The sequence below is a fragment of the Thiemannella venezuelensis genome (genome assembly GCF_014203605.1).
Taxonomy (GTDB): Bacteria; Actinomycetota; Actinomycetes; order Streptosporangiales; family Streptosporangiaceae; genus Planomonospora_A; species Planomonospora_A venezuelensis.
Genome location: NZ_JACHJJ010000001.1, coordinates 635,346 through 660,351 on the forward strand (window position 1 = coordinate 635,346; position 25,006 = coordinate 660,351).

The 25,006-nt window shown below is 72.6% G+C and carries 24 protein-coding genes and 1 tRNA gene; 18 read left to right on the forward strand and 7 right to left on the reverse strand.

Annotated features, from left to right (window positions below; genetic code table 11):
* Positions 1-66: 66 nt before the first annotated feature.
* Positions 67-140: transfer RNA gene (locus FHS22_RS03195), tRNA-Gly, on the reverse strand.
* A gap of 107 nt (positions 141-247) precedes the next feature.
* On the opposite strand from FHS22_RS03195, the gene dcd reads away from it, so the two are divergent.
* Entirely contained in the window at positions 248-823 is a 576-nt protein-coding gene (gene dcd, locus FHS22_RS03200; RefSeq protein WP_184938180.1) for a dCTP deaminase, read from the forward strand.
* Here the strand turns inward: dcd and FHS22_RS03205 are convergent.
* A complete protein-coding gene (locus FHS22_RS03205) occupies positions 708-2,006 on the reverse strand; it encodes an MFS transporter (RefSeq protein ID WP_184938182.1) in 1,299 nt (432 codons plus the stop codon). The genes dcd and FHS22_RS03205 overlap by 116 nt on opposite strands.
* Positions 2,007-2,213: 207 nt before the next feature.
* Here FHS22_RS03205 and FHS22_RS03210 point away from each other — a divergent pair, with 207 nt between their 5' ends.
* The 3 genes from FHS22_RS03210 (at position 2,214) to FHS22_RS03220 (ending at position 4,551) form a co-directional block, all read left to right on the forward strand.
* A complete protein-coding gene (locus tag FHS22_RS03210; RefSeq protein ID WP_184938184.1) occupies positions 2,214-2,831 on the forward strand; it encodes a DUF47 domain-containing protein in 618 nt (205 codons plus the stop codon).
* On the forward strand, positions 2,832-3,836 hold the full coding sequence (locus FHS22_RS03215; protein WP_184938186.1) for an inorganic phosphate transporter: 1,005 nt from the start codon (positions 2,832-2,834) through the stop codon (positions 3,834-3,836).
* Positions 3,837-4,023: 187 nt separating this feature from the next.
* The gene (locus tag FHS22_RS03220) at positions 4,024-4,551 is read left to right on the forward strand and encodes a MerR family transcriptional regulator (protein WP_221473095.1); all 528 of its coding nucleotides are present in this window, start codon (positions 4,024-4,026) and stop codon (positions 4,549-4,551) included.
* On the opposite strand, the gene mshD is transcribed toward FHS22_RS03220, so the two are convergent.
* Positions 4,548-5,450: a mycothiol synthase gene (gene mshD, locus FHS22_RS03225; protein ID WP_184938188.1), complete on the reverse strand. Its 903-nt coding sequence runs from the start codon at positions 5,448-5,450 to the stop codon at positions 4,548-4,550. The genes FHS22_RS03220 and mshD overlap by 4 nt on opposite strands.
* Positions 5,451-5,581: 131 nt before the next feature.
* Here mshD and FHS22_RS03230 point away from each other — a divergent pair, with 131 nt between their 5' ends.
* On the forward strand, positions 5,582-7,375 hold the full coding sequence (locus FHS22_RS03230) for a bifunctional metallophosphatase/5'-nucleotidase (protein WP_260407581.1): 1,794 nt from the start codon (positions 5,582-5,584) through the stop codon (positions 7,373-7,375).
* A 281-nt stretch (positions 7,376-7,656) separates the two neighbouring features.
* The gene (locus tag FHS22_RS03235) at positions 7,657-9,747 is read left to right on the forward strand and encodes a glycosyl hydrolase family 28-related protein (RefSeq protein ID WP_184938191.1); all 2,091 of its coding nucleotides are present in this window, start codon (positions 7,657-7,659) and stop codon (positions 9,745-9,747) included.
* Between the two features lie 119 nt (positions 9,748-9,866).
* On the opposite strand, the gene FHS22_RS03240 is transcribed toward FHS22_RS03235, so the two are convergent.
* Positions 9,867-10,583: a response regulator transcription factor gene (locus FHS22_RS03240; protein WP_184938193.1), complete on the reverse strand. Its 717-nt coding sequence runs from the start codon at positions 10,581-10,583 to the stop codon at positions 9,867-9,869.
* 271 nt (positions 10,584-10,854) lie between these two features.
* Here FHS22_RS03240 and FHS22_RS03245 point away from each other — a divergent pair, with 271 nt between their 5' ends.
* From FHS22_RS03245 to FHS22_RS03285, 10 genes are all read left to right on the forward strand, one after another.
* Complete coding sequence (locus tag FHS22_RS03245; protein WP_184938195.1) at positions 10,855-11,106, forward strand: MoaD/ThiS family protein; 252 nt, start codon at positions 10,855-10,857, stop codon at positions 11,104-11,106.
* A gap of 99 nt (positions 11,107-11,205) precedes the next feature.
* Positions 11,206-11,886: an LmeA family phospholipid-binding protein gene (locus FHS22_RS03250; protein ID WP_184938197.1), complete on the forward strand. Its 681-nt coding sequence runs from the start codon at positions 11,206-11,208 to the stop codon at positions 11,884-11,886.
* A gap of 179 nt (positions 11,887-12,065) precedes the next feature.
* Entirely contained in the window at positions 12,066-12,578 is a 513-nt protein-coding gene (locus FHS22_RS03255; RefSeq protein ID WP_184938198.1) for a sigma-70 family RNA polymerase sigma factor, read from the forward strand.
* On the forward strand, positions 12,575-13,387 hold the full coding sequence (locus FHS22_RS03260) for an anti-sigma factor (protein WP_184938200.1): 813 nt from the start codon (positions 12,575-12,577) through the stop codon (positions 13,385-13,387). Before FHS22_RS03255 ends, FHS22_RS03260 begins: the two co-directional genes overlap by 4 nt.
* 159 nt (positions 13,388-13,546) lie before the next feature.
* Positions 13,547-13,972, forward strand: coding sequence for a TlpA family protein disulfide reductase (locus FHS22_RS03265; RefSeq protein ID WP_260407582.1), 426 nt, complete (start codon positions 13,547-13,549; stop codon positions 13,970-13,972).
* A gap of 212 nt (positions 13,973-14,184) precedes the next feature.
* Positions 14,185-14,268, forward strand: coding sequence for a putative leader peptide (locus FHS22_RS39525; RefSeq protein ID WP_374058838.1), 84 nt, complete (start codon positions 14,185-14,187; stop codon positions 14,266-14,268).
* A 61-nt stretch (positions 14,269-14,329) separates the two neighbouring features.
* A complete protein-coding gene (locus FHS22_RS03270) occupies positions 14,330-14,728 on the forward strand; it encodes a DUF4395 domain-containing protein (protein WP_184938372.1) in 399 nt (132 codons plus the stop codon).
* Positions 14,729-14,743: 15 nt separating this feature from the next.
* Entirely contained in the window at positions 14,744-15,583 is an 840-nt protein-coding gene (locus FHS22_RS03275; RefSeq protein WP_184938202.1) for a sulfurtransferase, read from the forward strand.
* Positions 15,584-15,641: 58 nt separating this feature from the next.
* The gene (locus FHS22_RS03280; RefSeq protein WP_184938204.1) at positions 15,642-15,947 is read left to right on the forward strand and encodes a DUF1416 domain-containing protein; all 306 of its coding nucleotides are present in this window, start codon (positions 15,642-15,644) and stop codon (positions 15,945-15,947) included.
* Positions 15,948-16,189: 242 nt separating this feature from the next.
* Positions 16,190-17,404, forward strand: coding sequence for a hypothetical protein (locus FHS22_RS03285; RefSeq protein WP_184938206.1), 1,215 nt, complete (start codon positions 16,190-16,192; stop codon positions 17,402-17,404).
* Here FHS22_RS03285 and FHS22_RS03290 read toward each other — a convergent pair.
* Genes FHS22_RS03290 through FHS22_RS03300 form a run of 3 tightly spaced genes read right to left on the reverse strand, consistent with a single transcriptional unit; the run spans position 17,394 to position 19,676 of the window.
* Positions 17,394-18,320, reverse strand: coding sequence for a hypothetical protein (locus FHS22_RS03290; protein WP_184938208.1), 927 nt, complete (start codon positions 18,318-18,320; stop codon positions 17,394-17,396). The two genes, FHS22_RS03285 and FHS22_RS03290, sit on opposite strands and share 11 nt — an antisense overlap.
* Positions 18,317-18,976: a hypothetical protein gene (locus tag FHS22_RS03295; RefSeq protein ID WP_184938210.1), complete on the reverse strand. Its 660-nt coding sequence runs from the start codon at positions 18,974-18,976 to the stop codon at positions 18,317-18,319. The genes FHS22_RS03290 and FHS22_RS03295 overlap by 4 nt, the downstream gene beginning before the upstream one ends.
* 34 nt (positions 18,977-19,010) lie before the next feature.
* Positions 19,011-19,676: a hypothetical protein gene (locus tag FHS22_RS03300; protein ID WP_184938212.1), complete on the reverse strand. Its 666-nt coding sequence runs from the start codon at positions 19,674-19,676 to the stop codon at positions 19,011-19,013.
* 166 nt (positions 19,677-19,842) lie between these two features.
* Here FHS22_RS03300 and FHS22_RS03305 point away from each other — a divergent pair, with 166 nt between their 5' ends.
* Both FHS22_RS03305 and FHS22_RS03310 read left to right on the forward strand, forming a co-directional pair.
* Positions 19,843-21,831: a hypothetical protein gene (locus FHS22_RS03305; RefSeq protein ID WP_184938214.1), complete on the forward strand. Its 1,989-nt coding sequence runs from the start codon at positions 19,843-19,845 to the stop codon at positions 21,829-21,831.
* 152 nt (positions 21,832-21,983) lie between these two features.
* On the forward strand, positions 21,984-24,974 hold the full coding sequence (locus FHS22_RS03310; RefSeq protein WP_184938216.1) for an ATP-binding protein: 2,991 nt from the start codon (positions 21,984-21,986) through the stop codon (positions 24,972-24,974).
* Positions 24,975-25,006 lie beyond the last annotated feature (32 nt).

Genomic DNA, 25,006 nt, shown 5'->3' on the forward strand with positions numbered 1-25,006 from the left:
CGAGAAGGCTCCAGAAACGATCAAGGCCCGGGTCGGGATGTTCTCCCTGACCTGGGCCTCGGTGTGTGGAGCGGGTGACGGGAATCGAACCCGCGCTGTCAGCTTGGGAAGCTGATGTTCTGCCATTGAACTACACCCGCAGCGGTGAACCGCGCCCCCACTCTAGCGGAAAATCGCGCGACTCTGGACCCTCCGGAACACCGAGTTCACGGCTGATCCCCGTCCGGCCGGTTGGTAGGTTGCCCAGGTGCTGCTTTCCGACCGTGACATCCGTGCCGAGATCGAGTCCGGGAGGGTCGGGATCAATCCCTTCTCTCCGGAGATGATCCAACCCTCCAGCGTCGACGTGCGGCTCGACCGCTACTTCCGGGTCTTCGAGAACCACCGGTACCCGCACATCGACCCGGAGACCGAGCAGCCCGACCTCACCCGCCTGGTCGAACCCGAGGGCGACGAGCCGTTCATCCTGCACCCCGGGGAGTTCGTCCTCGCCTCCACCTACGAGGTCATCACCCTCCCCGACGACCTCGCCTCCCGCCTCGAAGGCAAGAGCTCTCTCGGCAGGCTCGGCCTGCTCACGCACTCCACCGCGGGGTTCATCGACCCGGGCTTCAGCGGTCACGTGACGCTGGAGCTCTCCAATGTCGCGACGTTGCCGATCAAGCTCTGGCCCGGGATGAAGATCGGCCAGCTGTGCCTGTTCCGGCTCAGTTCGCCGGCCGAGCATCCTTACGGTTCGGAGCGGTACGGCTCCCGCTACCAGGGTCAGCGGGGCCCGACGCCGAGCCGTTCCTATCTGAACTTCCATCGCACCCGGATCTGAAGGAGGCCAGACCGGGCACCAGCAGGGCCAGGAGGGGCAGCAGGGCGCAGGCGGCGCTGGCGGCCAGGAGGAAGGTGCGGCCCAGGAGGTCGGCGAGCGGGACGGTCAGGGCCAGGGCGAAGGGGCTCATGCTGAGTGCGGCCATCCATTCGAGGGAGGCCACCCGGGCCTGGCGGTCGGGCCGGACGGTGCCGAGCATGCCGACGATCCACTCGATGGCGGAGATCTCCAGCCCGATCCCGGCCAGCAGGTAGCAGGTGAAGACCCAGCCGGGGACGATCGGTTCCATCAGGGCCAGGGGCACGAGTCCGTACGGCAGAAGCGCGATCATGGCGACCAGGCCGGGCCGGCGCGGGGACAGGCGGGTGGCGACGAGCGCGCCGACCAGGCCGCCGAGGGAGAGCGCGGCGAGGGTGAGGCCGTACATGCCTTCCAGGGGTGATCTGTACGGCGACACGGTGGTGACCGGGAGCAGCACCTGGGCGGGGGCCACGATGAGGGTCTGGTGGAGTGCCGTGACGGAGATCATGGTGGCCATCCAGGGGCGGCGGGACACCTCGGCCACGCCCTGGCGGATCTCGGCGGAGACCGGCAGCCGGTCCTCGTGGGAGGCCGCGGGCTCCTGGACGTGGCGGAGCAGCAGGGCCCCGGCGGCGAAGCCGGCGGCGGCGAGCCAGAGCGCCGTCCGGGGGCTCTGGAGCATGACGGCGAGGGCGCCCGCGATGGAGCCGGTGACCGCGCCGATCCGCCAGGAGGCGCTGGTCAGGCCGATGCCCGCACGGTGCAGGCGCATCGGGAGGACCGAGGCCAGGCAGGCCTGGAAGGCGGGCCGGAAGAAGGCCTCGGTGCCGCCGGCGAGGAAGACGGCCAGGCCGAGGACCACCGGTTCGGAGGAGGGCCAGAGCGCGGCCACGGTGACGATCAGCAGCAGGGTGCACTGGGAGGCCGTCATCACGGCCCGGCGGGGTAATCGGTCGGCCCAGACGCCGCCGAAGACGGCGAAGGCGACGAGGGCCACCAGGCGTCCGGCGAGTACCACGCCGACCGCGGATCCGCCGTGGCCGTCCCGGAGGAGGGAGACGACCACCGCGATGGGGAAGATGTGGTCGGCGGCCACCGACGCCGTCAGGCCGCACCAGAGAAGGCGGAACGGGCGCTCTTGCCATACTCCCCGGAGACCCATACGCGACCAGTATTCGGCATAACATGGTCGAAAGCCAGCAAATCGGTCAGGGGAAAGATGTCGTCAAGCCCTGACCCGTCGGGTGTCGCCGGGCATACGTAGGGTAGCCAGAGAGCGAAGAACGGGCGTCTAGCGGGTGAAGTTCGCATTTCCGCTGGTAACCCTTACTCTTCTCTGCGGACCATCCCCGCACATCTGGAGATCGACGTGCGCCTGCGTCTCACACCTAGTGAGGACAGCTACTACGGCTTGTTCGCCGACTCGGCGAACAACCTCGTCACAGCGTCCCGTCTGCTGGTCGAGATCATCAGCGAAGGATCGGACAGGGAAGCCCTGGCCGAGAAGATGCGTGCCTGCGAGCACGCCGGCGACGAGCGCACCCATGCGATCATGAACCGGCTGAACGAGAGCTTCATCACGCCCTTCGACCGCGAGGACATCTACCGCCTCGCGGCCAACCTCGACGACGTGATGGACTTCATGGAGGCCGCCGCCGACCTCATCGTCCTCTACCAGATCGAGCACCTCCCCAAGGAGGTCGTCCGGCAGGTCGAGGTCCTGGAACGCGCGGCCGAGCTGACCGCCGAGGCCATGCCCCGGCTGCGCTCGATGAAGAACCTGAACGAGTACTGGATCGAGGTCAACCGCCTGGAGAACCAGGCCGACCAGGTCTACCGGCGGCTGCTGGCCCGTCTCTTCAGCGGCGAGTACGACGCGCTCACCGTGCTGAAGATGAAAGAGGTCATCGACCAGCTCGAGGAGGCCGCGGACGCGTTCGAGCACGTGGCCAACACGATCGAGTCGATCGCGGTCAAGGAAAGCTAAGTGGATCTCACGCTCGCCCTGGTCATCGGCGTGGTGGTCGTGGCGCTGGTGTTCGACTACACCAACGGCTTCCACGACGCCGCGAACGCGATCGCGACCTCGGTCTCGACCCGTGCGCTGACCCCGAGGGCCGCCCTGTTCATGGCCGCGGCGATGAACTTCCTGGGCGCCCACCTGGGCACCCAGGTGGCCCAGACCGTCGGCAAGGGCATCATCGACGCCCCCCAAGGATCGCACGGCCTGGTGATCGTGTGCGCCGGACTGATCGGTGCGATCACCTGGAACCTCATCACCTGGTACTTCGGGCTGCCCTCCTCCAGCAGCCACGCGCTGATCGGCGGCCTGATCGGCTCGGCGCTCGCCTCGGCCAGCGTCATCCACTGGGACGGCGTGGTGGCGAAGGTCGTCATCCCCATGATCCTCTCTCCGCTGATCGGCTTCACGCTGGCCGCGATCATCATGATCGCGATCCTGTGGGCCTTCCGGCGGTCCAACCCGGCAAAGGCCAACCGGGGCTTCCGCCACGCGCAGACGCTCTCGGCCGCTGCCATGGCCCTCGGCCACGGCCTGCAGGACGCGCAGAAGACCATGGGCGTCATCTTCCTGGCGCTCGTGGTCGGCGGCTACGCCCAGGAGGGCGACCCGATCCCGCAGTGGGTCATCCTGGCCGCCGCGACGGCGATCTCGCTGGGCACCTACGCGGGCGGCTGGCGGATCATGCGCACGCTCGGCCGGCGCATCATCGCGCTGGACCCCCCGCAGGGGTTCGCGGCGGAGGCCGCGGCCTCGACCGTCCTGTACGGCGCGGCCATCGGCTTCGGCGCGCCGATCTCCACCACCCACACCATCACCAGCGCGATCATGGGCGTGGGCGCCACCAAGCGCCTGTCGGCCGTGCGCTGGGGGGTCGCGGGCAACATCGTGACCGCCTGGATCCTCACGATCCCGGCCGCCGCGCTCGTCGCCGCGCTCTCCTACTACGCGCTGCACTGGATGGTCGAGTAACCGTCCGCGCGGAAGGCCGGGACCGGAGCACGACGCTCCGGTCCCGGCCTTCCGCGTGCCGGGCGCTCCCGGGTGATCCCGAAGCCGATGGGCGCGGGGGCTTGCATCCTGTACCCGGGTACAGGTTTATGGTCGAGCCAGGGGCCGTCCGCGCCGGAGGGGGCGGTCGTGGCACCGGGAGGGCTTCATGGAACGGGCACCGGCGGAGCGCACCCCGCCGACCGGCGATCGGGGCGGCTCCGCGGGCGGCGTCGTGACCGGCGGATGGCTGCGGACCGGAGAGGTCGCCGAGGCGGCGGGCGTCAACGCCCAGACGCTGCGCTACTACCACCGGCGGGGCCTGCTGCGGGAGCCGCTGCGCAGCAACGGCGGGCACCGGTTGTACCCGCCGGAGACCGTGGTCGCCCTGCGCGTGATCAAAACCGCGCAGCGGCTGGGCTTCACCCTGGACGAGGTGGCCGACCTGGTGGAGGCGGGCGGCCACGGCCGCGGCCGCGGCAGGACCGACGGCGGATTGCAGGCGCGGGCCGCCGCCAAGCTGGCCGAGGTGGAACAGAAGATCGCCGATCTTCGGACGATCCGGAGGACCCTGCTGCAGGCGGTGGAGGCCGGATGCGACGACCTGGAGGCCTGCGCGGCCAGCCCCTGCTGCCCGCTGCCGTTCGCCGACCTGGCCGCGGCACGTGCCGCCCGGCCCGGACGTACGGACCGCTAGAGCTTCTGGAACATCACGTCGGTGTCCCACCGGGTGAACCCCAGCCGCTCGTAGAGGCGGACCGCCGCGGTGTTGTCCTCGTCCACGTACAGCATCACCTGCGCCAGGCCGCGCGAGCGCAGGTGCTCCAGGCCCGCCAGGGTCAGCGACCTGCCCAGCCCGCCGCCCTGCTCGGCCGGGTCCACGCCGACCACGTAGACCTCCCCGATCGGCTCGTGCCCGCCGCCGGCGCCGTGCACCTTCGTCCAGTGGAAGCCCGCGAGGCGCTCCCCGCGCACCGCGAGGAAGAAGCCCGCCGGGTCGAACCACGGCTCCTGCTCGCGCCGTCTCAGGTCCTCCATCGTCCAGGCCCCCTGCTCGGGGTGGTGGGCGAACGCGCGGGCGTTCAGCGCCACCCAGGCCTCCCGGTCGGTCTCCGGGTCGAAGGCGCGCAGCCGTACGCCCTCGGGGAGCGTGAAGCCCGGCAGCGGGGCGGAGAGCGGGCGCCGCATCTGCCACAGCGACCTGACCTTCACCAGCCCCAGGGACCCCGCGAGCGCCTCGGCTCCCGGGTGCCCGCCGTGCGCCCAGATCCGGAGCCTGCCCCCCGTCCCGTCCAGCACCGACCGCAGCAGGACGCTCCCGTATCCCCTCCTGCGGAAGGCGGGATGGACCACCAGTTCGCCGCTCGGTCCCCCGGCGGGGTCGGCCGCCTCCACGTGCGCGTAGCCGGCGAGCTCCCCGCCGGCGCGGAGGAGTACGGCTTCCGCGTGCTCGCCGCCCCCGTGGCGCAGGTGCAGCATCACGTGCTCGTTGAGGGGGCGGACCCCGTCGGCCTCCGTGGCGGCCTCGACCATCGCGAGGACGGCGGCCACCTCTTGTTCGCCGAGCCGTTCCCGGCGTTCCACATGCACGTTCATGGTCTGGACTCTAGGCGGGCCCCGGGCTGCGCGGATCATCGGGTACTGGCAAAAGACGCCAGCTCAGGACAGGATGAATCGTTACCTTGCGGACATTCGCTGCATAGATAGCGCCTCTAATGTCGTTTTCTATGATGTCCCGTTCCTTCCAGCGGTTGGCCCTGGCCGGCGTCCTCGCCTCGGCCGGGCTCGTGATCGCGGTCGGACCGGCCGAGGCGGGCCACAAGCCCGCCAAGACGGTGCCGGTCCGCCTGCTCTCTCTCAACGACTTCCACGGCCACCTGGAGCCCCCGACCGGCTCCTCCGGCCGCATGGTCGACGAGACCGGCGCCACGGTCGAGGCCGGCGGCGCGGCCTACGCCGCCACCCACCTCAAGCAGCTCTCCGACAAGAACACGCTGAAGGTCGCCCAGGGCGACCTGATCGGCGCCACCCCGCTGATCTCGGCGGCCTTCCACGACGAGCCCGCGGTCGAGTTCCTCGGCAAGGCCGGCGTCACCGTCTCCGCCGTGGGCAACCACGAGTTCGACGAGGGCTACGCCGAGCTCAAGCGCATCATGAACGGCGGCTGCCACCCGGTGGACGGCTGCTCGCCCGCCGGGCGGTGGAAGGGCGCCCAGTTCGACTACATCGGCGCCAACGTCCTGCTCAAGCGGGCCGACACCGCCGCCGAGAAGAACGCCCTCGCCTCCCTGGGCAAGAACGGCGACTCGCTGCGCGCGCTGCTGAAGGACTACGGCATCCCGGCGCTGCCCCCGGTCTCCATCCGCTGGATGAACGGCGTGCCGATCGGCTTCATCGGCCTGGTCACCCAGACCACCCCGAACATTGTCACCGCCGAGGGCATCAAGAACCTGGAGTTCATCGACGAGGTCAAGGCCGCCAACGTCGCCTCCAAGCTGCTCAAGCTGGTCGGCGTCAGGGCCCAGGTCGTCCTGGTGCACGAGGGTGACCAGGTCACCCCGAACCAGTCGCCCGACGCCTGCAGCGCCCAGCCGGGCGCGGGCAACCGCATCGCCACCCAGGTGGACGCCGAGATCGACATGATCCTCAGCGGGCACTCCCACCAGGCCTACCTGTGCACCGTGACCGACCCCAAGGGCGCCGAGCGCCTCTACAGCCAGGGCGGCTCGTTCGGCCGGGTGATCACCAAGATCGACTTCCAGGTGGACACCCGGACCCGTGACGTGGTGCGCTCCTCCGTGGTCGCCGACAACCAGGTCGTGACCCGGACCGTCACCCCGGACCCGGAGATCACCGCGTTCGTGCAGACCTGGAAGGACCGCGTCGCCACGGTCGCCAACAAGCCGATCGGTAAGATCACCGCGGACATCGTCAACACGGCCGCCCCCTCCGGCGAGTCGCCGCTGGGCAACCTGATCGCCGACGGCCAGCTCGCCGCGACCAGGACCGGCGGCAATGCCCAGATCGCCCTGATGAACCCGGGCGGCGTGCGGGCCAGTCTCACCTACGCGGGCTCGCCCGCGGGCGAGGGCGACGGCGTGGTGACGTACGGCGAGGCCTTCTCGGTCCAGCCGTTCAACAACCTGATGCAGGTGGTCACGCTGACCGGTGCGCAGCTCAAGACCGTCCTGGAGGAGCAGTTCACCGGCGGTCCCAACAAGCAGGCCTTCACCAAGATCCTGCAGCCGTCGTCGAACTTCACCTACACCTACAGCGCCGGTGCGCCGTGGGGCTCGAAGGTCTCCGACATGAAGATCGACGGCGTCGCCGTGACGGACACCCAGACGATCCGGGTCGCCGCGAACAACTTCCTCGTCGGCGGCGGTGACGCCTTCGACACCTTCGAGCTGGGCACCGACGTGTGGAGCGGCCCGCTCGACATCGACGCGTTCGCGGCCTACTTCGCCGCCAACCCGGTGCTCGCACCGCCGACTCCCGACCACATCACCGTCGTCCCGTAAGCACCCCCGGAACGACCAGGGCCCGCCGGATCCCCGGCGGGCCCTTTTCCGTGCGCGCCGCGCCCGCCGTACCTGTCGGCGCCTACGGGCGTGCAACGCCCCATGACATCGCACTGCAAAAAACTTGCGTAGCAAGGCATCTAAAAAGCAGAAAAACGAAATTAGCTGACAAAGCCTTGTGGAGGGGTGTGCGGGGGTCCTACTGTCACCTCACCCTCGTGGCTCTGCTCCGCCCCGAGCGGCGTGAAGGCTTCCACCCCCCCGAGAGAAACGAGCATGCGATGGCACGGAGCATCACAGGCGCCACGGCGGGACGGCCCGGCGGGCCGCCGCGGACGGGCGCCGCCGCGGCGGCGGTGACGGCGATCGCCGCCGTCCTCGGCCTCGCGTCCGGCGGCCCGGCCCTCGCGGGCACGGGTACGGCCGGTCCGGCCCGCACCGGCACGACCGGAGCCCCCGCTCCCGTCGTGACGCGCGCCGCCCTCGACCCGGCGCTCGTCGCCGGCCGGGGCGCCGACGTCGGCTTCGCCGAGCAGGAGGCGGAGAACGCCGCGACGGACGGCACGGTCATCGGCCCGGACCGCACCGCGTACACGCTCCCGGCGGAGGCGTCCGGCCGCAGGGCGGTCCGGCTGACGCCGGGGCAGCACGTCGAGTTCACGCTGCCGGAGGCGGCCAACGCGATCACCGTGCGCTACAGCATCCCGGACGCGCCCGGCGGCGGCGGCATCACCGCGCCGCTCGACGTCACGGTGAACGGCAGGGCGCGGAAGACCATGACCCTCACCTCGCAGTACGCGTGGCTGTACAACCAGTACCCGTTCACCAACGACCCCGGCGCCGACCTGCTGCACCCCGACTGGTGGATCACCGAGTGCTCCTGCGTGCCCGGTGCCACGACGCCGGCACCCGAGATCGCCAAGCCGTTCCGCCCGATGCACTTCTACGACGAGCAGCGCCTCCTGCTCGGTCGCACCCACCGCGCGGGCGACAGGGTGCGGCTCACCGTCCCCGCCGGGAGCAACGCCGAGTGGACGGTCATCGACCTGCTCGACTCCGAGCTCGTCGGCCGGCCGCACATCGACCTCCGCGCGGCGAACGTGCTGGCGTTCGGAGCCGACCCGTCCGGCAGGCGCGACTCCGCCGGCGCGTTCGAGCGGGCCATCGCCTTCGCCAAGCGCAAGCACCTCAAGGTCTACATCCCGCCGGGCACCTTCCAGGTGAACCGCCACATCATCGTCGACGACGTGACGATCGAGGGCGCCGGCAACTGGTACACGATCATCAAGGGCCGCGAGGTCGCCCTGGAGACCCCGGCCCCCGACGGCTCGGTGCACACCGGTGTCGGCTTCTACGGCAGGGACGCGAAGGACGGCGGGAGCAGGAACGTCCACCTGTCCGGCTTCGCGATCGAGGGCGACGTCCGCGAGCGCATCGACACCGACCAGGTGAACGGCGTCGGCGGGGCGATGAGCGACTCGACCATCACGGGCCTGCACATCCGCCACACCAAGGTGGGCATGTGGTTCGACGGGCCGATGACGAACGTGAGGATCACGGACAACGTCGTCGTCGACCAGATCGCCGACGCCCTCAACTTCCACACCGGCGTCACGAACTCGGTCGTGTCGAACAACTTCATCCGCAACACCGGCGACGACGGCCTCGCCATGTGGTCGGAGAAGACCGCGAACGCCGGCAACACGTTCGACCGCAACACCGTGCAGTCGCCCACGCTCGCCAACGGCATCGCCGTCTACGGCGGCCGGGACAACACGGTCTCGAACAACCTGGTCGCCGATCCGGTCCGCGAGGGCAGCGCCATCCACGTCGGCGCCCGCTTCGGCGCCGAGCCGTTCACCGGGCGGCTGCGGATCGGGGACAACACCACGGTCCGCGCCGGCACGTTCGAGCTGAACTGGAAGATCGGCCTGGGGGCCGTCTGGTTCTACGCGCTCGACAAGGACATCGACGCGGACATCGAGGTGACCGGGGACCACTACCTCGACAGCACCTACAACGCGATCATGCTGGTGAGCGAGTGGTCGGTGAAGGACCTGTACGCCATCCCGGACGTCCGCTTCAAGGACATCAGGGTCGACGGCACCGGCACCTCGGTGGTCAGCGCCCGGGTGAAGGGGTCGGCGTCCTTCGAGAACGTGGACGCCCGCAACGTCGGCGCGGTCGGCGTCAACAACTGCGGGTCGTTCGGCTTCCCGCCCACCGGCTCGGAGTTCTCGCTGACGGACCTCGGCGGCAACGACGGAGGCGGCGCAGGCGGGCCCTGGCTCGCCCCGTGGATGTTGCCGAACACCATCACCTGCGACGACCGGCCGCCGGTCGTCGTTCCGCCGCCGCCCTCCCCGTGGTGACCCACCGCCGGGGAGCGCGCTGACCCGGCCGTCGGCCGCCCGGGACGCCCCGGGCGGCCGCCGCGCGTCCGCGGCCCGCCCGGGCGGTCCGGATCCGGACAGGCCGGATCCGGGGCGGATCAGCTCCGGGCGGGCTCGCGGTCCTCGGCGGGCTGCTCGCCGCCGCGCTCGGGCACGAAGCGGTAGCCGACGTTGCGGACCGTCCCGATCAGCGACTCGTACTCGGCGCCGAGCTTGGCGCGCAACCGCCGGACGTGCACGTCCACGGTCCGGGTGCCGCCGAAGTAGTCGTAGCCCCAGACCTCCTGGAGGAGCTGCGCGCGGGTGAAGACCCGGCCGGGGTGCTGCGCGAGGTACTTCAGGAGCTCGAACTCCTTGAACGTCAGGTCCAGTGCCCGGCCGCGGAGCCGGGCGGTGTAGGTGGCCTCGTCGATGGCCAGGTCGCCGTTGCGGATCTCGTCGGGGACCTCCTCGGCGGCCGACAGGTTCAGCCGGCCCACGGCCATCCGCAGGCGGGCCTCGACCTCGGCGGGGCCGGCGCTGTCCAGGATGACGTCGTCCGCGCCCCACTCGGCGGTCATCGCGGCCAGGCCGCCCTCGGTGACGATCACCAGGAGGGGGCAGTCGAGACCGGTGGTCCGCAGCAGCCGGCACAGGCCCTTGGCCTGGACGAGCTCGCGGCGGGCGTCGACGAGGATCGCGTCGGCGGGCGGGGCGTCGATCAGCGCGGACGCCTCGGCGGGTGCGACGCGCACCGAGTGCAGCAGCAGCCCCAGCGCCGGTAGGACCTCCGTGGAGGGCTCCAGGACGTTGGTGAGAAGCAGGAGGTTGCTCACGGGCGCTCCTTCGTCGGGCTCGCTCGCAGGTCCCTGCGCGTGACGGCACGTTCGCTTCGCTCGCTCACGGTGCCTCCCCCCACGCGATGCCGGCGACGGCCGTACAAAAACACGTAAGGACCCGGGGGCTACGTCGCCCAGGTCCTGTAGGCGAGGATATCCGAAGGGGGTGGGGCGTCCAGCGCGCGTCCACCTGGTGAACAGCCGATATCGGGTTAATTCCTCGTGAGCATATGCTCACAGCAGGCGTTCTTCGAGGAGTTGGGCAGAGATGGCGACGGGCACGATCCGCTACTGGGCGGCGGCGAAGGACGCGGCCGGGACCGCGGAGGAGCCGTTCGAGGCGGCGACCCTGGAGGAGCTGCTGGCCGGTGCCACCGCCGGCCGGGAGCGGCTGGCCCGGGTGGTGGGGATGTCGTCGTTCCTGGTGGACGGCGACCCGGTGGGCAAGCGGGCGCACGGGCAGGTCGCGCTCTCCGACGGCGCGACGGTGGAGGTGCTCCCGCCCTTCGCCGGAGGCTGACCGGCGGCGTTTCGGGCAAGATTGCCGGGGGATGTGCCGCGGTGGCACTCTGGCATGATCCGGAACGCGACACGACCGGAACGAACGACGGGGAGTCGGATGCGCAAGCTGCTCGTTTTTCTGATCCTGCTGCTCGTTCTGGTCGGGATCCTGGACCGGGTCGCGGTCGCCGGGGTGCAGCGGGAGATCGCCACGCGGGCCACCGCCCGGTACGACCTGGCCGCCCCGCCCGAGGTGACCATCCTCGGCATCCCGTTCCTGACCCAGGCGATCGCCGGGCGCTACGACGAGGTGAAGGTCGACGTCGGCACGATCAACCTCGGCGGCGCCCAGGTGTCCGGGGTGGACGCCACCCTGTACGGGGTCACCGCACCCCTGTCCGACCTGGTGCTCCACCCCGAGCGGGTGGACATCCGCGCCGAGCGGGTGGTGGGCGCGGTCGTCATCCCCGAGGCGACGCTGAACCAGCGGGCTCCCCAGGGGATCAAGGTCCAGGCGGACGAGAGCGGTCTCGGGGTCAGCGGGGAGATCACCTTCCTCGGCCAGAAGGTCCCGGCCAAGGCCAGGCTGCGGGTCGAGGTGGTCGAGGGCGGCGTGCAGTTCGTCCCCGAGAAGGTCACGCTGGGCGGCGGCATCACGGTGCCCGACCCCGAGCGGTTCATCACCTACAAGCTCCCGATCGGGAAGCTGCCGTTCAACCTCAAGATCACCGATGTGCGGGCGGTCGCCGACGGGCTGCGGATCAGCGCCGAGGCGGCGGACGTCCCGCTGCGCGGCTGAGGTGCCGGGGTTCACCGCGCGGCTGTGCGCGCAGTCGTTCACCGCGCGGCTGTGCGCGCAGTCGTTCACTTCGCGGCCGGGCTCTCATCGGATCGGGCGATCGGGCGGTGTGATCGGGCTCACCGTGGTTGAGTCGTGCCGTGCCTGAACCGGACCGCCCCGCCGTACGTCGTGAGGGTGTGAGCCACGCCGGAACCGCCGACGAGCAGCTCGTCAGAGCCCTCTTCGACGAACACGGCGGGCCACTGTACGGCTACGCCCTGCGGCTGACGGGCGATTCGGGGAGAGCGGAGGACGTCGTGCAGGAGACGCTGCTGCGGGCCTGGCGGCATCCTGACGCGCTTCACGGGCGTTCGATCCGCGCATGGCTGTTCACGGTGGCCCGCAACCTCGTCTTCGACCAGCACCGGGCCCGTAAGTCGCGTCCCCAGGAGACGGGCGACGAGGCGCTCGCCGTGGTGCCCGCCGACGACGAGCTGGAGCGGGCCGTGGAGTCCTGGGCGGTCGCCGAGGCGCTGGCCGCGCTCAGACCCGAGCACCGCGAGGTGCTCACTGAGGTCTACTACCAGGGCAAGTCGGTCAAGGAGGCGGCCGAGGCTCTCGGCATCCCTCCCGGAACGGTGAAATCGCGCACGTATTACGCGCTTCGGGCGCTCAAGCTGGCGCTGGAGGAGCGGGGGCTCGCGCCATGACGATGAACTGTGAGGACACCCGGATCTCGCTCGGGGTGTACGTGCTCGGGGCGCTGGAGCCCGAGGAGCGCACGCTGGTGGAGGCGCACCTGGAGGGGTGCGCGGAGTGCCGGGCGGAGCTGGCGGAGCTGACCGGGGTGGCCGGGTTCCTCGGCCGAGTCTCCGAGGACGACGTGGTCCAGGTGGCCAGCCCGCCCCGGGCGGTGCTCGACCGGTTGCTCAGGGCCAAGGCGCGGCGGCGCAGGATGACCAGGGCGATGCTCTCGCTGGCCGCCTCGGTCGTGCTGGTCGGGCTCGGCGGGACCGTCTGGGTGACGGCGGACCGGTCCGAGGACCGGCCGACGGCGGCGTCCGCGCCGCAGTACGCCGCGGACTCCGGCGCGGAGGCCGGGCCCCTGAACGCCCCGGAGGGCGGCTCGGCGCTGACCGGCGAGGCCCCCGGCGCGAGCCGCAAGTCCGCGGCCAGCCCGGGGCCCGAGAGCTTCGCGCAGGGGGTCCCGGGCGAGCTGGTGATGAAGGGGCGGGACGGGGCGGTGCGGGCCACGGTGACCGCGCTGCCGGGGGAGAAGGCGACCGAGGTCAGGGTCGTGCTCTCCGGGGTCGCCGAGGGCACCCGCTTCCGGCTGGTGGTGGTCGGGGCGGACGGGAGCCGGGAGACGGCGGGGAACTGGATCGTCGACGATCCGGCCTACGACGAGTCGGGCGCCTTCCCCGGTACGACCACGATCCCTCCGGGCGGCATCGAGAGGTTCGAGATCGTCACCGCCGGGGGGCGGGTCCTGCTCGACGTGCGCAGTCCCGGCCGCTGACCGGCGGACGCGCGGGGCTCCCGGCCGGAGGCCGCGTCCCCGTCGCCGCGGTGGAGCGGGATGCGGCCCCGGGGCGGGGAGCGGTCCGGGGACTGGCATGGCCCGGGGAACGGCGCGGCCCAGGGAATGGCGCGGCGGCGCCGGGTGTTGTGGTGCCCGATGGCTGGAGTGACCGGGCCGGCGGTGGTGGCCGTGACGCTCGCCGCGGCCGCGCTCGCGGGCGTGGTGATGCGGCGGCGCAGCGGCGTGCTCAGGGAGGCAGGGGGCGGCGTGCAGCGGCTGACCGCGGGCGAGCTCGGCGCGGAGCTGGGCGAGCGCGCCACCCTCGTGCAGTTCTCCACTGCGTTCTGCCAGCCCTGCCGGGCGACCCGCAGGATCCTCGCCGAGGTGGCGGAGCTGGTGCCCGGCGTCGCGCACGTGGAGGTCGACGCGGAGTCCCGGCTCGACCTGGTCCGCTCGCTGGACGTCATGCGAACCCCGACCGTGTTCGTCCTCGACTCCGCGGGACGGGTCGTGAAGCGCGCCTCGGGCCAGCCGCGGAAGGCCGACGTCATCGGCGCGCTGGGCCTGGCCGTCGGCGACTGACGCCCGGCGGCGCGGCCTCCGGACGGGGTCCCCGGCGGCGCCGGGCACGGCCCGGAGGCGCGCGGGGCGCGGTGCCGCAGGCGGTCCGGGCAGGGCGACACGCCGTCCGGGTCGAGGCCGGGCGGGGCACCTTACCGCCTACCGGGTGATTTCGTCTCACGAACTGGACGGGGATGTGACAGATACCGGAATGCCGGGGTAATGTCATCGGCATGCATCCCACGACAGAGCTGCTGACGAAGCGGCGCGCGGTTGACTTCTGCCGCGTGGCCACCGCGCTCTGTCGCGCTTCCTAAGGGCGATCTCAGGCGGCCCCGTGCCGCACCGATCTGCACGACCCTTCAGGAGCATCGCGTGATGCAGGCTGATCCCCGGGCTCTCCGCTTCGCCGCGGCCCTCACCACCGTCGTCCTCGCGCTCGTCCTCGTCACGGGCAGCGCGTGGCTGCTGGCGGTCCAGGCCGCGGTGTTCGCACTGAGCGCCTCCGGTGCCTCGCCGTACGGGATGGTCTTCAGGGTGATGGTGAAGAGCCCTCCCGGGGAGCCGGAAGACTCCCGGCCGCCGCGCTTCGCGCAGCTGGTCGGACTGGTCTTCGCCCTGGCGGGCCTGGCCGGTTACGCAACGCAGATCACGCCGCTGGCCCTCGGCGCCACCGCTGCGGCCCTCTTCGCCGCCTTCCTCAACGCCGCGTTCGGCTTCTGCCTCGGCTGCGAGATGTATCCGATCATTCGCCGTCTACTGCCCGCCGCAAGATAACCCCGGAGGAATCCCATGAGCCGCTCCGCCGTCCTGGTGGACGCCGACTGGGTCGAGGCCAACCTCGACACCCCTGGTGTCGTGCTCGTCGAGGTCGACGAGGACACCAGCGCCTACAGCAAGGGCCACATCCGTGGCGCCGTGAAGATCGACTGGAGGGACGACCTCCAGGACCCGGTCCGCCGCGACTTCGTGGACCGCGAGGGCTTCGCCGCCCTGCTGTCCGCCCGGGGCATCGCAGGCGACGACACCGTGGTGCTCTACGGCGGCAACAACAACTGGTTCGCCGCCTACGCCTACTGGTACTTCAAGCTCTACGGCCACGAGAACGTCAAGCTCCTCGACGGCGGCCGCAAGAAGTGGGAGCTCGACTCCCGCGAGCTGGTCACCGAGGTCCCCGAGCGCCCGGCCACCACCTACACGGCCAAGGAGCAGGACTCCTCCATCCGCGCCTTCCGCGACGACGTCGTCGCCGCGATCGGCAAGCTCAACCTGGTCGACGTGCGCTCGCCCGACGAGTTCACCGGCAAGCTGCTCGCCCCGGCGCACCTCCCGCAGGAGCAGGCGCAGCGCGCCGGCCACGTGCCGACCGCCCGCAACATCCCCTGGTCCAAGGCGGCCAACGACGACGGCACCTTCAAGTCCGACGAGGACCTGAAGGCGCTCTACGCCGGTGAGGGCGTGGACTTCGGCAAGGACACCATCGCCTACTGCCGCATCGGCGAGCGCTCCGCGCACACCTGGTTCGTGCTGCACGAGATCCTCGGCCAGGCCAACGTCAAGAACTACGACGGCTCCTGGACCGAGTACGGCTCGCTCGTGGGCGTCCCGATCGAGCTGGGCGAGGCCCGCTGATGAGCACCCCGACCGGCAACCACACCAGCTCGGTCGTCGGACCGACGAAGGAGGCACGATGACCACCACCGCTCAGGGCTGCGCCGCACCGGAGCAGACCGTCGCCCTGCCCGCCGGGGTCGACCTGTCGAACCAGGCCGTCATCCAGGGCATCGTCTCGGGTTCGGGCAGGGCCTACGCCCGCCTGCTGGACCACTCCGGTGAGTTCACCGGGGAGGTCGTGGTCTCCGAGGAGGGCGTCTTCCGCTTCTTCGCCGCCCCCGGCGACTGGACCGTCCGCATCATCGCGGGCGGCGGCGTCACCAAGGACATCCCCGCCCAGGCCCGCCTGGGCGAGGTCACCCAGCTCACCGTGGCGGTCTGACCCGCCTTCCACCGAAGGGCCGGCGCCCCCCGCGGGGGACGCCGGCCCTTCGGCGTCCCGGGTCCCGCGGTGCTCCGGCCGGACCCGCCGCGGTGACGCGGGCGGGCCGTCATGCCCGGATGTGGGCGGGGACGCCGGATCGCTACGATTCGTCGGTGCCCGGAACGTCTGTCGCGCCCCCGCCGCCCGCCGCGCCCCCGCCGCCCGCCGCTCTCCGGGCGTTTCCGGTGTACGGGCTCCCGGTGCACGCACTGAGGATCCTCGGCGCCTGCGCCCTCCCGCTGGTGATCTGGTTCTCGGCCGGCCAGGCGGTCCGCGCGGCGCTGATGTGGGCGGCGACCGAGGTGGCCCACGGCGACCACCGGCAGGTGCGGCTCGTGGTCACGATGCTGGTCTTCGTCCTGATCGTGCTGACCGAGCTCGTCGTCCTGGTCGGCATGGTGCGCTCCGTGCGCGGCGCGCTCCGGGAGGTCCGGGTGCGCCGGGCGGGCGACGAGGCGGACGAGGGTATGCTCGGCGCGCTCGGACGGGTCACGCTGGTCTTCGCCACGGTCTACCTCGCCTGGGGCTTCCACGAGGAGGCCGCCAGGGAGCTGATCGCTCTCGACACCATGAAGTGGCTCGACCACGACGTCAAGGGGGCCTTCGCCGGGATCGGGGGAGAGGCCGGCACCCTGCTCGCGGGGCTGGACGTGTGGGTCTCCGCGGTGATCGCCGGAGTGGCCTACGCGCTCAGGACGCTGTTCGGACTCCGGCACGCGGGCACCGGGGGAACGCGCAGCGGCATGCTCGCGGCCGTCTCCGAGCTGGCCTTCTCCTTCTACGGCCTCAACATGGCGTTCGCTCTCACCTCCGGATTCGCGGAGTGGCTGGGGGACCGGGTCGTCGCGGCCAGGGCCGGGGACTGGCTGGAGCAGGCGGACCGGGTGATCCCGGGCTGGAAGGCGCTGCGGGAGGGCACGGCGCAGGTCTGGCCGCTCGTGGTGGACGCGCTGGTCGCGCCGCTGGCCTGGCTGGCGATCACCGCGCTCGTCTACGGCGCGTTCGCCGAGGACACCCGGGCGGTCCTCAAGGGAACGCGCCTGGAGGCCGTGACCGGCCGGATGGACAACGCGCACAAGCTGACCCGCACCACCGCGGCCGGCACGATGATCGGGTTCAGGGAGCGCTGGCTCTCGATCCTGAACGCCTTCCGGCTCGTCGCGCGCGGCGGCGCGGTGCTGACCGGGATGTTCTGCCTGTGCCACGTCGCGATCCGGGTCGGCGCCGACTACGCGGACCGGGGGGTCAGGACGCTGGTCGGCAGCGACTTCCCGCACTTCTGGCTGCTGTTCGGCAGCCCCCTGGACTTCGCCCGGGAGCTGGTCGTGGGGGTCCTGACGGTCTGCCTGCTGGCCGCCGCGTTCGACATCGCCGCCACCCGCGCCCGGGAGGCGGGAAAGGCGATCACCGCCTGAACAGCAGCACCCGGTCCTGGGGCTCGACCTCCTCCGTGCCGGCCCGCTTGAGCAGCTCCGCCGTGGACTCCTCCAGCGGCATCCGGATCGTGCTGGGGATGACGCGCACCTCGACCTGACCGGCGACGTCGCCGGGGACCACGCTGACCACGTCGTAGCGGTAGGCGGTGCCGACCTCGTGCTCGGCGGCCTCCGGCGGGAGGTCGTTCCCGGTGACCTCGGCCCGCCACGCGCGGCCGTCGGGGTGCCGGACCTCGATGACCGGCGCCCCGCGCCGGAGCACGCCCTCGGTGTCCAGCGAGGTCCTGGTGACTGTTATCTTCAGCCATTTCCGGCCGGGCTTGGCCGGGCCGAGCCCCGGCAGGCTGTCGGCCTGTTCGACCTCGGCCCGCCAGGCGACATGCATGAGCGTGCCGGTGCCGCCCGGGGCCACGGGGTGGATCCGGTAGGCCGGGTTGCCGCTCCGGTAGAAGCGGTAGTCCTCCCAGGCGGGGATCGCGACGGCCAGGGCCGTGGTCAGGAGCGCCGCGCAGGCGAGCAGGGCCGTACGGCGCCACCGCGGGGCGGCGCCCGCGGGGACCGGCGCCCGCGGTGCGCCGGCCGCGGAGGGCGTGCCCGGGAGGGGCGCCGCGGGGGCAGGAGGGACGGCGGGAACAGCGGGGGCAGGAGGGACGGCGGGAACAGCGGGGACCGCGGGGAAGGGCTGGGTCGAGGCCCCCGGCTCCTCCCGGGAAGGCCTGGGCGGGGGCGGCCAGACCTGCTCGTCGGGGAAGACCCGCCGGGGGCCGGGAGCCCACGGGGCGTCCGGGGACGGCGCCGGCCGGCCGGGGTGCGGGGCCGGGGGCGCGGGGCGGTTCCTGCGGGGGGCGAACCAGTCGCGCGGACCCTCGTGCTCCGGGGGCGGTGCGCCGGTCATCTCCTGGCCTCCAGCCGGTGGACGTCCTTCGCGGCGGCGATCAGGCGCTGCGTGCCCGCGTCGTCCAGGCCCAGGTCGATCTCCGCCTCCGGCGGGTACGCCTCCCCGATGAACCCGCCGCCGCCGGGGGCGAGCACGATCCGGGAGCCGGTCAGCGCCGTGACCGGGACGTCGAAGACCGCCACGCCCTCGGTCCACCAGCCCGGCTGGACGTACGGATAGGCGATGTCCAGGGTGGAGTCCACCTTGTCGGTGGCGGTGTAGCGCTTTCCGTCCCCGGACAGCAGCACGGGACGGCCGAACTTCTGCGGTTCCCGGTGGGCGGTCGCCGCGGCCTCGACGACGACGAAGATCCCGGAGGTGGTGGCGGTCTCCACGGCGCCCGCCGCGTCGGCGATCTCGACGCTCCTGGCGGCGTGCACCGCCTCGACCCGCGCGGTGAACCGGGAGGCGGCGACCTCGTCCCCCACCCGCCCGGTCGAGGTGAGCGGCGCGCCGCGCTCTCCCGGCTCCGGGGCGGCGGACTGGAGGGCCACCGCCGCGGCGGCCAGGGCGAGTCCGGCGAGCAGGGCGCCGGCCCGGCGCAGCCTGCCCGGGGGCCTCGGGGGGCGGGGCGGGGCCGCCGCCGGGGCCCGTTCGGGGGTCACGGTGCTCATCGGCCGTTCCTCTCCCGTGCGGGGGCCGCGGGGTTCACCGGCCGCTCCCCTCACGCCGGACGGGCAGGGTGACCCGGGCCACGACCTTCGGCGGGGCGCCGGCCGCCTTGCCGTCCCTCTCCAGGACCAGGCCCAGGTCGGCGCCGGTGAAGCTCTCGGGTGAGGGGTCGAACGCCCCGACGTCGAGCCGGACCTCCTGCGGCGCGCGCTGCCCCCGCGGCAGCTCGTACCTGAACACGACCGTGGAGGTCGTCCCCGGATGCAGCTGCGTGCTCGGCACGCCCTCGTCGGGGATCACGGAGACATCGGGGATCACGGAGACGGGGACGGAGCCGTCTCCCGCCACCGGGGTCACCTTCAGCAGGGATTTTCCGTAGAGCAGGCCCTTCTCGCCGGGAGAGCCCACCTCCTCGGTTCTGCGGCCCTTGCTGGTGACCTCGGCCTCGATCTCCAGGAAGCGCTTGCCCGTGCCGCCGTACGGGTCGGGCACGACCACCGTCCGGGAGGCCAGGAACCTGGTGAGGAAGAGCTTCTGGTCGACGACGCCGCCGGGACCGAGGCGCCTGGAGGGCTCCTCCGGGGCCTCGGCGAAGCCGCCGAGCGCGGCGGTGGTCCCCAGTCCTGCGGCGATCAGCAGGGCGGCGAGGGGCACCGCGACCGCACGGCGTCTTCTGGCGCCGCCGCCGGAGGGAGACGTCATGACAACGCATGGTAATAGCTGATCTCAATATCATCCGACTCATACGCCCCATAAGTCGTGGTGAACGCGCGGAAAATACAGTGGATTGCCAGGAACGCCGCCCCAAGGGCGGAGACAGCTTTTACGCTGTCACGGAGGCGGACGAGAGCCCGACGGCGGAGGTTCCGTGACGGACGTGCATCCCGAGCATGCGCAGCTCCAGGCGGACCGGATCTACCTGGGCTGGCAGTATGCCCTGCTGTACCCCGACCCGGGTCCGGCGCCCAGACGGCCGTCCCCCGCCGAGGAGCCCCTGCCGGAGGTCGACCCCGAGTGGGTGCGCCGCGAGCGGCTCAACGAGGACCTGCTGAACCGCCCAGTGAAGATCATCCGAGGGTTCATGATCGGGATGGCCCTGGTCATCCTCGCCGTCGCCGCCGTCGGGCCGATGGGCTGGCCGTTCGCCGTGGCGGGCATGGCCGTGGCGCTGGGGATCGCCGGGTTCTGCACCTACGCGCTGCACCAGGGGGACCGGGCGGTCCGCCACCGCATCCGGGAGCGGCAGGCGGCGGCGGAACGGCTGCGCAGGGAGCGCGAGAGGGAGCTCCACCGGGCCCAGGAGGAGCACGCCGCCCGCTATCGGGAGTGGGCCGAGCGCAAGGAGCGGCACGACCGCCAGCTCACCTGGTACGCCGTGGCCGTGCCCGACGAGCTCGACCGCATCGACGTCGCCGGGGGCACGCTGCCCGGGTGGTCGGCGCTGATCACCCTGCTCGGCGCGACCCGCCTCTACAGCGGCGGCCACCTGACCGTGCTCGACCTGTCCGAGGGCGCGGTCGCCAAGGACCTCATCGAGCTGGCCCGCCGGGGCGGCGACGAGCCGCTGGTCTGGGTGCTCCCGGTGGACCTGCCCAAGCTCGACCTGGGGGCCACCCTCGCGCCGGAGGCCTTCGCCGACGTGCTCGCCCACGTGGTGAGCGTCAGCGAGGAGCACCGCACCACCCGGGACCTCTCCTTCGACAACGCGATCCTGGAGCGGGTCCTGGAGGTCCTCGGCGAGAACGCCACGATCAACCAGGTGACCGCCGCGCTGCGCGCCCTCGCCCAGGTGGGCGACCCCCGCGACGACCTGCGCTACGGACTGATCACCGCGACCCAGCTGGAGCGGATCGGCACGCTGTTCGGCCGCGGGGTCAGCGACCGGGTGGTGATCGAGCGGGCCTGGGCGCTGGAGTCGCAGCTGCGCAAGCTGGAGACCCTCGGCTCGCAGGCCGTACGGCTCCCGCCCGCGCGCCTGCGGGTGGTCTCCATGGACCGCCAGGCCGGTGTGCTCGGCAACCGCGTCCTCGGCACCTACGTGGCCACCGCGCTCACCCACATCCTGCGCCAGTCGCCCGCCGCCGACCGGCCCTGGTACCACACGATCATTGTCGCGGGGGCGGACAAGCTCCGCGGCGACGTGCTCGACCGGCTGATGGACGCCTGCGAGACCTCCCGGACCGGGCTGGTGCTGACCTACCGGGCGCTCACCCCGACCGTGCGGGAGCGGCTGGGCCGCGGGCACGCCGCGGTGGCGTTCATGCGGCTGGGCAACGCCGAGGACGCCCGGGTGGCCAGCGAGCACGTCGGCACCGAGCACCGGCTGGAGCTGGCCCAGCTCACCGAGACGATCAGCGCCGCCGGGGCCGGGCTCGACGGCGGCTACACCTCCACGATCGGGCGGGCCGAGGAGGACGAGGACGGGCGCGACGTGGGCCACGCCGACCTGAAGGAGGACATCACCTCCTCGACCGAGTGGGGCCGGCGGGCGAGCAAGGCCCTGGGGGAGACCGAGCGGGTCCTGCACCGCTCCCGGGAGTTCCTCGTCGAGCCGCACCAGCTCCAGCAGCTCCCCACCACCTCGGTGATCATCTCTGACGCCACCGCCCAGGGCCGCCGGATACGGCTGGCCGACGCCAACCCGGCGATCCTGACCTTCCCCAGGACCACGCTGGGGGAGTTCGACGAGATCCGCCAGGCGGCGCAGGGCTCCCCGGACGTGCCCGCCGAGGAGCGGGAGCCGGAGCCGCACGACCCGGGCTCGTTCACGAGCCCCTTCACCGAGGCGGCCCCGCCCAACCTCGGGCCGCCGCAGCCCCGCCTCGACTGGCGGAGGCACCGCGAGACGCCTGGATAGCGCATGGATCTGGTAATGGCCTCGTCAATGCGGGGGTGCCGCCCCGAGTGAGGTTCGACCGTAGTCGTGCCGCCCCGCCCCACCGGCCCCGGTGGGACGTCCGGTGAAGCGTCAACTCCCCGGCCTGGAGCCGGCCCCCTGGTGGAGGCCAGATGCAGCAGAGCGTGTCCCGTCTTCCGTACAGCCTGACCGGTCCCTGGTACCGGATCCAGGCGATCACGGCGCCCTCGCGCAGCTCGTCGGCCGAGTGGGACTTCGTCACGGTCCTGCCGGCCGCCCTGTCCGCTGCCCAGCACGGCCGGCCCTTCGTGATCGGCTGGCTCTCCCGGGGCTCCGGTGCGCCGCTGGAACTGATCACGAACGCCGGTCCGCTGACCCCGCCGCGCCCGGCCCGCCGCGCCGCGGCGGCCGCCGAGAGCGAGCCGCCGCCGGCCGGTCCCGAGCCGCTGCTGTTCCCCGGCGGGGCGCGGGGCGTGCGGGTCGGCGACGAGTGGCTCCGGGACCTGTCCGACCTGGCCTGGACGACCTGTCCGGGACGGCAGGCGCCGCCGCTGGGCGGCCGGCGCGAGCCGGATCCCGAGGAGGTCAGGCGGCCGACCCTGTTCGAGTCCACGCTGGTCACGCTCATGTCCCGGCCGTTCGCCTGGCTGGTGGTTGCCGAGCCGACCGACCTGCTGGACGCCGAGGTCGCGCACCTGCGGACCCAGCTCAACGTGCTGCGGCAGTACGGCGACGCCTCCGAGCGCTCCCGCTACGACGCCGAGCGGGCCGAGCGGCGCATGCAGGAGCTCGACGCCTTCCGCGAGGCCGGGCTCTGGAACGTGCGGGTGCTGGCCGGGGCCGCGGGGCCGGAGGAGCTGCGGCAGATCGCCCCGGTGCTGGTCGGATCGGTCGAGATGAGCCACCACCCCTACCGCCTGCGCAGCGCCCTGTACGGCCCGGCGCTCTCCTTCGGGGACGCGCTCGCCACCGCCTTCCAGGACCCGGCCGACGCCACCGCCACGCCCTTCGCGGCCACCGCCGGGACGCTCGCCGCCCTGGCCGGGCTGCCGCGCAGGGAGGTGCCCGGAGTCCGGGTGCTCGACGCGGGCTTCTTCGACGTGACCAGCGAGGCCGAAACGGCCCCCGGCGAGCCCGCGCTCGACCTCGGCGCGATCCTGGACGGCCAGGACCGCGCGGTCGGGTCGTTCAAGGTCCCCCTCGCGACCCTGAACCGGCACGCGTTCGTCACCGGCGCGACCGGCTCCGGCAAGTCGCAGACGGTCCGCCACCTGCTGGAGCAGCTCACCGGGGCGGGCATCCCCTGGCTGGCCATCGAGCCGGCCAAGTCCGAGTACGCCGCGATGGGCGGCCGGATCGAGCACCTGGCCCCGGTCACCGTGATCAACCCCTCGGCCCCGGGCGACGTGCCGTTCAGCGTCAACCCGCTCGCCCCCGAGCCCGGCTACCCGGTCCAGGCCCACATCGACATGGTCCGGGCGCTGTTCATGGCCGCCTTCGACGCCGAGGAGCCGTTCCCGCAGATCATGTCGCTGGCCCTGCAGCGGGTGTACGAGGCCAACGGCTGGGACGTGGTCACCGGCGGCGCGGCCCCGGGGGCGGCGGTGCCGCCCGCCGTACCGACCCTGGAGCAGCTCCAGCAGCACGCCATGGACGTGATCAAGGAGATCGGCTACGGCCGGGAGGTCCAGGCGGACGTCGAGGGCTTCATCTCGCTCCGGCTGCGCTCGCTCCGGGTCGGCTCGGCCGGGCGGTTCTTCGAGGGCGGCCACCCCGCCGACATCGGCGACCTGCTCCAGCGCAACGTGGTCCTGGCCATCGAGGACGTCGCCAACGACGAGGACAAGGCGTTCCTGATGGGCACGCTGATCATCCGGATCGTGGAGCACCTGCGGATGCGGGCCAGGACGGCGAAGACCTCCGGGCTCCGGCACGTCATCGTCATCGAGGAGGCGCACCGGCTCCTGCGCGACCGGGGCGCGGGCCGGGCCAGCACGCACGCGGTCGAGCTGCTCGCCGGGATGCTCGCCGAGATCCGCGCGTACGGGGAGGGCCTCGTGGTGGCCGAGCAGATCCCCACCAAGCTCGTCTCGGACGTGGTGAAGAACACCGCGCTGAAGGTCGTGCACCGGCTCCCCGCCGAGGACGACCGCCAGCTCGTCGGCGCCGCGATGAACCTGAGCGAGGAGCAGTCCCGGCAGGTCGTCTCGCTCCAGCCCGGCACGGCCGCCGTCTTCGCCGACGGCATGGACAGGCCGCTGCGCGTGCTGGTGCCGCTGGGCGAGACCCGCGAGCGCACGGTCCCCGGCCAGACGCCGCCGATCTGCGGGCGCCGCTCGGCGGCGTGCGGCCAGGAGTGCCGCGACGGCCGGGCGTGCACGCTGGTCGAGCTCCGCGAGGCCGACCTGCTCGCCGAGGCCCCGGAGTGGGCCTGGCTGCGCATCTGGGCCGACACGCTGGTGCTGGCGTTCTGCGTCGACCGCCCGCTCCCCGGCGCGCCCCGGGCGCTGGCCGACCGGTGGGCGGAGCAGCCCGCACGGCTGCGCGAGTGCCTGCTGGCCACGGCCGTGGAGCGCGCCGTCGCCCGCCGGGCCTGGGCGCTGCGGACCGTCGCGGACCCCGCCGCCCTCACCGGGCAGGTCGCCGCGGCCGCCGCCCGGCTGCTGGGCCCCGAGCGCACGCCCGGCGAGCGGCCCGGGCCCGCCTGGGTGATCCCCCAGGTCCGCTGGCTGCACGAGGTGGACAGGCTCTTCCCGTACGGCCGGCCGGCCCCCGACCCGCACGCCCCCGCGCCGGCCGTGGAGTACCCGCTGCTGGACCAGCCGGCGGGCGCCGAACTGCTCGGTCACCGGGCCAGGGCGCTCCGGCACCACCCGCTCTCCATGGAGGTGGACCGGAACCGCACGCTGGCCTGGCGGGTCCTGCTCGGCGACGACGAGCACGCGAGCGTGGAGCGGGACGTCTTCACGGTCACGATCGGGGCCGACCCCGGCGAGCGGATCCGGTACGTCGCCCAGGCGATGGGCGCGGGCTGGCTGGAGGGCGTGCTGTCCTGGCCGCACCGGTTCGTCCTGCCGTTCGACACGGAGTCCACCGGGTCCGCCGGGTCCCCGGGGTCCGCGGAGCTGGCCTTCGCCGAGTGACCGGGGTCTCGCCGCCCCGTACCGTGACGCCG